This window comes from Nocardioides sp., from assembly GCF_035703625.1.
Lineage (GTDB): Bacteria > Actinomycetota > Actinomycetes > Propionibacteriales > Nocardioidaceae > Nocardioides.
Map to the genome: position 1 here is coordinate 1 of NZ_DASSXS010000187.1, position 5,036 is coordinate 5,036.

The window sequence follows — 5,036 nt, forward strand, 5'->3', positions numbered from 1 at the left end:
AGGCAGACGACATCCTCGACCGGCACCTGCCGGAGGAGCCGGCACCCGAGCAGCAGGTTGTGCTCGACGACGAGAGCGCTCGGCTCTGGGACTGCCTCAAGCAGCTCCCCGAGCGATGCCAGCGCCTGCTCCGCATCGTCGCGGCCGCGCCGCGCCCCGACTACACCGCCATCGCCTCCGACCTCGGCATGCCCGTGGGGAGCATCGGGCCGACCCGGGGCCGGTGCTTGGAGAAGCTGCGCGTCGAGCTGGTGCGGACGGGAGGCCTGGCATGAACGAGTCCAACCAGCAGCTCGACGACGACGTCCTGCTCGAAGCCATCTCCCGCCTGTGGCGACAGGTCGACCCACCGCCAGCCGACCTCGCCCACGGGGTGCTGGCCCGGCTCGCGGCCGAGGACCTCGAGCTCGAGCTGATGACCCTGGTGGAATCCTCCGACGCCCTCGCCGGCGTGCGCTCCGCGGACACGGTCGAGGACTCCGACGAGCTCACCTCCACGTTCCTGGAGTACGTCGGCCCGGACCTGCGGGTCTACGTCCACCTCTCCCAGTTCGACGACGGCACCCGGCTCGACGGCTGGGTGGTGCCGGCACGCGGCCTGACCGTGACCCTGCGCGACGAGCACGGGGCCACCGAGCAGCGGACCGCAGTGGACCAGCACGGCCGGTTCGCCTTCGCCCGCGCCACGTCCGGCGTCGTCCGTCTTACCTTCACCGACGAGCCGCCGAGCAGTGCGCGGCCCCGAGCAACGCCGCCCTTCCACGTCTGAGGAACAAATGGACCCGAAACCACCGGAGTCGGCCGACCGCCCGACTCCCACACGCCAGTCCGCGCTCTCCGCGCAGCGCGAGCCGTACGTCCCACCCGGACACGTCCTCGACCAGGTCGACGGGCGGGTGCTCGACCCCGGGACCGCGCTCGCCGTCAAGGGCGTGCGGCCCCGCTCCACGGTGTACGTCGGCCCGCGCCTGCTCGTCTCGCGCAGCGACGCCACCGCCACCCGCGTCGCGCAGCTGCAGGCCGTCGCCGAGTCACTCGGCTGGCTGGCTACCGTCCACCCCGGCGACGAGGCGCACGTGACCGACGAGCAGGACGACACCCGCCTCGGCGTGGTCCGGCTGGACCTGACCGTCCTGGACGAGAAGGCGACCATCGCCCCCGACGGCTGGGTCCTGCTCCAGAACGCCCGGGCGACCCACGGGCTGGAGGCGATGAGCCGGGTCGGCCTCGACCACATCGTGCTGGTGCGCGGCATCGACCCGAATCCGTTCCACGGCAGCAACCCCTTCCACGGCAGCAACCCTGCGGGGGGCCAGGCATCGGCCGCTGTGTCCTCCTACGCCATCGCGGGATGGGGCGGGCGCCAGCCGATCGGGTACGCCGGCCCCCAGCCGGTACGTCGTCCCGACGACCAGCTCGTGGGCCGCCGGCCTGTGGTGGCCACGGTGGACACCGGATGCGGGAAGCACCCGTGGCTGGCTGCCGTGGTGACGCCCGGCCCTGGCCTCGACGGTCAGCCGATCGGGTACGTCGACGACGAGAGCGATCCCGAGAAGTGGTTCGACCAGGTGGGTCCGCTCGACGGCGGCATCGACGCCCTCTCCGGACACGGCACCTTCATCGCCGGTCTCATCCACCAGGCCTGCCCCGACGCCGACATCGTGGCCTGGCGGGTCGTCGGGTCGGACGGTCCGGTGGTGGAAAGCGACCTGGTCGCTGCGCTCGCCGACATCGCCGAGGTGGCCCGTCGGCACCGCGACGGGCAGGAGGGCGGTCATCCGATCGACGTGCTCAGCCTGTCGATGGGCTACTACCACGAGACACCGCAGGACCAGCTCTTCGACCCCACGATGTACGACATCCTGCGCCGCCTCGGCGAGTGTGGGGTCTCCGTCGTCTGCTCTGCCGGAAACGACGCCACCGCCCGGCCGATGTTCCCGGCGGCGTTCGCGCCCTGGGCCGACGGAGCGGGCGGGGTGCCTCCCGAGGACACGGTGGTGCCGATCATGTCGGTCGGTGCCCTGAACCCCAACGGCACCGACGCCCTGTTCAGCAATGCCGGACCCTGGGTGCGGGCCCATGCACCCGGCGCCGCAGTCATGAGCACCATGCCCGAGTTCCAGGGTGGGCTGGAACCTGCCGCCCGAACCGAGGCGTACGGTCGCCGGCGCGAGTCGCTCGACCCGGACGACTACACGAGTGGTTTCGCGCTCTGGAGCGGCACGTCCTTCGCGGCCCCGCTCTTCGCCGGACAGGTGGCCGAGCAGATCGTGGATGGCATCGACCCGGACGACGACGGTCGTCCACCCGCGGTGGCTCGGGCCTGGAAAGCGCTGAGCGCGCTGACCGACCTGGCGCCATGATGGGCACATGCTCGGGGCAGATGCACTGCACGAACGCGCGAAGTCGGCCGTCAATCGCGGTGCCTTCGTGCGCGCGAGATCACTGCTCGATCGCGCAGAGACAGCCACGAGCGACCCGGACCTGCACGCGCGCATCGACCTGACCCGGGCCTACGTCGAGGCCGAGACCGGGGAGCCCGTTGCCGGTCGCGAACGTTGTGCCGGCCTCCTCGACGTCCCCGGGCTCCTGGACGAGACCCGGGGGCTGGTCTGGTCACAACTGGGTCTGCTGAGCATGCGCACCGGAGACGTCGGCCGCGCGATGGACGCCTTCGCCAGGGCGGAGTCCCTGCTTCCGACGGGTGGCGAGCCAGTGGGTCTGGTGCTGCTCAATCGCGGAAACGTGCATCTGCAGCGCGGGGACGCCCAGGCAGCCATCGCCGACTTCGCAGCGGCGCGAGACCACTTCTCGCGCGCAGGTGGCGGGGAGGTGTGGCAGGCCAAGGTTGAGCACAACCTCGGGTATGCGCGCCTGCTCAACGGCGACATCGTCGGCGCGCTGCAGATGATCGACGCGGCGGCGCCGGTCCTGGCGGCCCAGTCCGCGGCCTATCGGGCCACGGTCGAGCAGGACCGGGCACAGATCATGACCGCCGCCGGGCGCCCACGAGAGGCGATCCGCGCACTCGAGACGGCCGCGAAGGCCTACGGCTCACGCCGGCTGCGCACCTTCCAGGCCGACTGCGAGCTCACGTTGGCCTGGACCCTGCTGCGCGAGGACCCGGCACGGGCCCGCGTCGTCGCCCGTCAGGCCGCGCGCCACTACCGGAGCCAGCAGAGCCCGGTGCCCGCACTCCGGGCCGAGGCGGCGGCCACGGTGGCCGAGATCTCCGCCGGCGGCCGGACTCCGGCCCTGGTGCGCAGGGCCGAGGAGCTGAGCCAGGAGCTGCGCCGCAGCAGTCACCGGCGCGACGCCGTACTGCTGGAGCTGCAGGCGGCCCGGGTCGAGATCGACCGCAACCAGCTGGACGACGCCGCGGCCCGCATCCGTCGGGTGCGCGTCGACGATCGTGCGCCGGTCGCCACCCGGTTGCTCTCGCGCGAGGTCCGCGCCGAGCTCGCCCGGGCCCGGGGCGACCGGCGCCGCGCCGGTGACCACGTGCGGGCGGGGCTCGCCGACCTGCACGAGTGGCAGTCGACCTTCGGCAGCCTCGACCTGCAGAGCACGCTGGTCGGCCACGGCCGCGGGCTGGCGATGCAGGGCCTGCGGCTCGCCCTCGACGACGGTCGACCGACTCTGGCCTTCGAGTGGTCCGAGCGGGCTCGCGCCCTGGTGAGCAGGGTGGCTCCCGTGCGCCCGCCGGCCGACGCGCAGGTGGCGGGCGACCTCGCCGAGCTCCGGTTGCTCCAGTCCGGAGTCGGCGGTACCGCGACCGGCGAGACGCAGCGGATGGCCGAGCTGCGGGCCCGCATCCGGCAACGGAGCTGGTACGGCGAGGGGGGCGGCTCAGTCGGCGAGCCCGCCGCGATGGAGGACGTCCAGGCGTCGCTCGCGACCTGCGACGCGGCCCTGGTGGCCCACCTCGTGGTCGACGACCGGGTGTCCGCCCTCGTGGTCACGGCCGACGACGCCCGGCTCGTGGAGATCGGTCGCACGACGACGGTGCGTGACCGCCTCGACGCCATCGCCTCCGACCTGACGATGGCAGCGGCCCACCGGCTCGGACCCCTGGCCGGTCCGATCCGATCCTCGCTGCGCGCCCGGCTCGACGCGGCGGCCGACGAGCTCGTGCGGCCGCTGCTACCGCTGATCGGTGGCCGGCGGGTCGTCCTCACCCCTTCCGGAGCGCTGGCGGGGGCGCCCTGGTCGCTGATGCCCGGGCTGGCCGGCCGACCGGTCACCGTCCCGACGTCCGCGACCCGCTGGATCGAACAGCGACGATCCCCGGCGCCACCTCTTCGGAGCGTCGGCCTGGTCGCCGGGCCGCACCTGGCCCGGGCGGAGGAGGAGGTCCGTCGCGCCGCCGCCGAGTGGGCGGTGACCCAGGTCCGGTCCGGCCCCGACGCCACCGCGGCGGAGGTGTCCGCCCTGGCCGCACGGGTCGACGTACTCCACCTGGCCGGCCACGGACGCCATCAGGGGGAGAACCCGCTCTTCGCCGCGGTGGAGCTCGCCGACGGACCGTGGTTCGGCTACGACATCGACCTCCTGCCCGCAACGCCGTCGACCGTGGTGCTCTCCGCGTGCGAGCTCGGGCGGGCGTCGGTCCGCTCGGGCGAGGAGTCCGTGGGCATGACCGCCGCGTGGCTGCATGCGGGGGCGCGGACGGTGCTGTCGTCCCCCGTCGTCATCGCCGACGACGTCGCCTGCGAGGCGCTCGCCCACTGGCACGCCCTGCTGGCCCGCGGCCAGTCGCCCGCCGACGCCCTCGCCGAGGTCTCGGAGGCGGCCGACGACGTGCTGCCGCTGCTCACCTTCGGCGCCGGCTGGTGAGCTCCTCCGACTTTCTTTCCGGCTGATGTATCTGGCCCGGGCCCGGCCGCTCTTGGACCAGTGAGAAGCCCGCGGCAGGGAGTCTCTGCACGACAGTCATCCAGAGCGTGGTGCTGCGGGACCCGAGACCCGCTCACTGCCGACCGGCCGGGTTGCCCACGGGGGAGCGACCCGGCCGGTTTCTCGTCCCCGGGCGTTGG

Annotated in this window: 4 protein-coding genes; all 4 read left to right on the top strand. The window is 73.4% G+C overall.

Annotated elements, in window-relative coordinates:
• Window positions 1–275 (top strand): RNA polymerase sigma factor (locus VFN12_RS09135; protein WP_414690024.1); only part of this gene is annotated, 275 nt, incomplete at its 5' end.
• Window positions 272–769, top strand: coding sequence for a hypothetical protein (locus VFN12_RS09140; protein ID WP_325118336.1), 498 nt, complete (start codon window positions 272–274; stop codon window positions 767–769). The genes VFN12_RS09135 and VFN12_RS09140, both read left to right, overlap by 4 nt.
• Before the next feature lie 7 nt (window positions 770–776).
• The gene (locus tag VFN12_RS09145; protein WP_325118337.1) at window positions 777–2,363 is read left to right on the top strand and encodes a S8 family peptidase; all 1,587 of its coding nucleotides are present in this window, start codon (window positions 777–779) and stop codon (window positions 2,361–2,363) included.
• Window positions 2,364–2,370: 7 nt separating this feature from the next.
• Window positions 2,371–4,836, top strand: a complete 2,466-nt coding sequence (locus VFN12_RS09150; protein WP_325118338.1) for a CHAT domain-containing protein — start codon at window positions 2,371–2,373, stop codon at window positions 4,834–4,836.
• Window positions 4,837–5,036: the final 200 nt, after the last annotated feature.

Coding starts and splice junctions, on each gene's coding strand:
- VFN12_RS09140 (WP_325118336.1), top strand. CDS start 272: ATGAACGAGTCCAACCAGCAGCTCGACGACGACGTCCTGCTCGAAGCC.
- VFN12_RS09145 (WP_325118337.1), top strand. CDS start 777: ATGGACCCGAAACCACCGGAGTCGGCCGACCGCCCGACTCCCACACGC.
- VFN12_RS09150 (WP_325118338.1), top strand. CDS start 2,371: ATGCTCGGGGCAGATGCACTGCACGAACGCGCGAAGTCGGCCGTCAAT.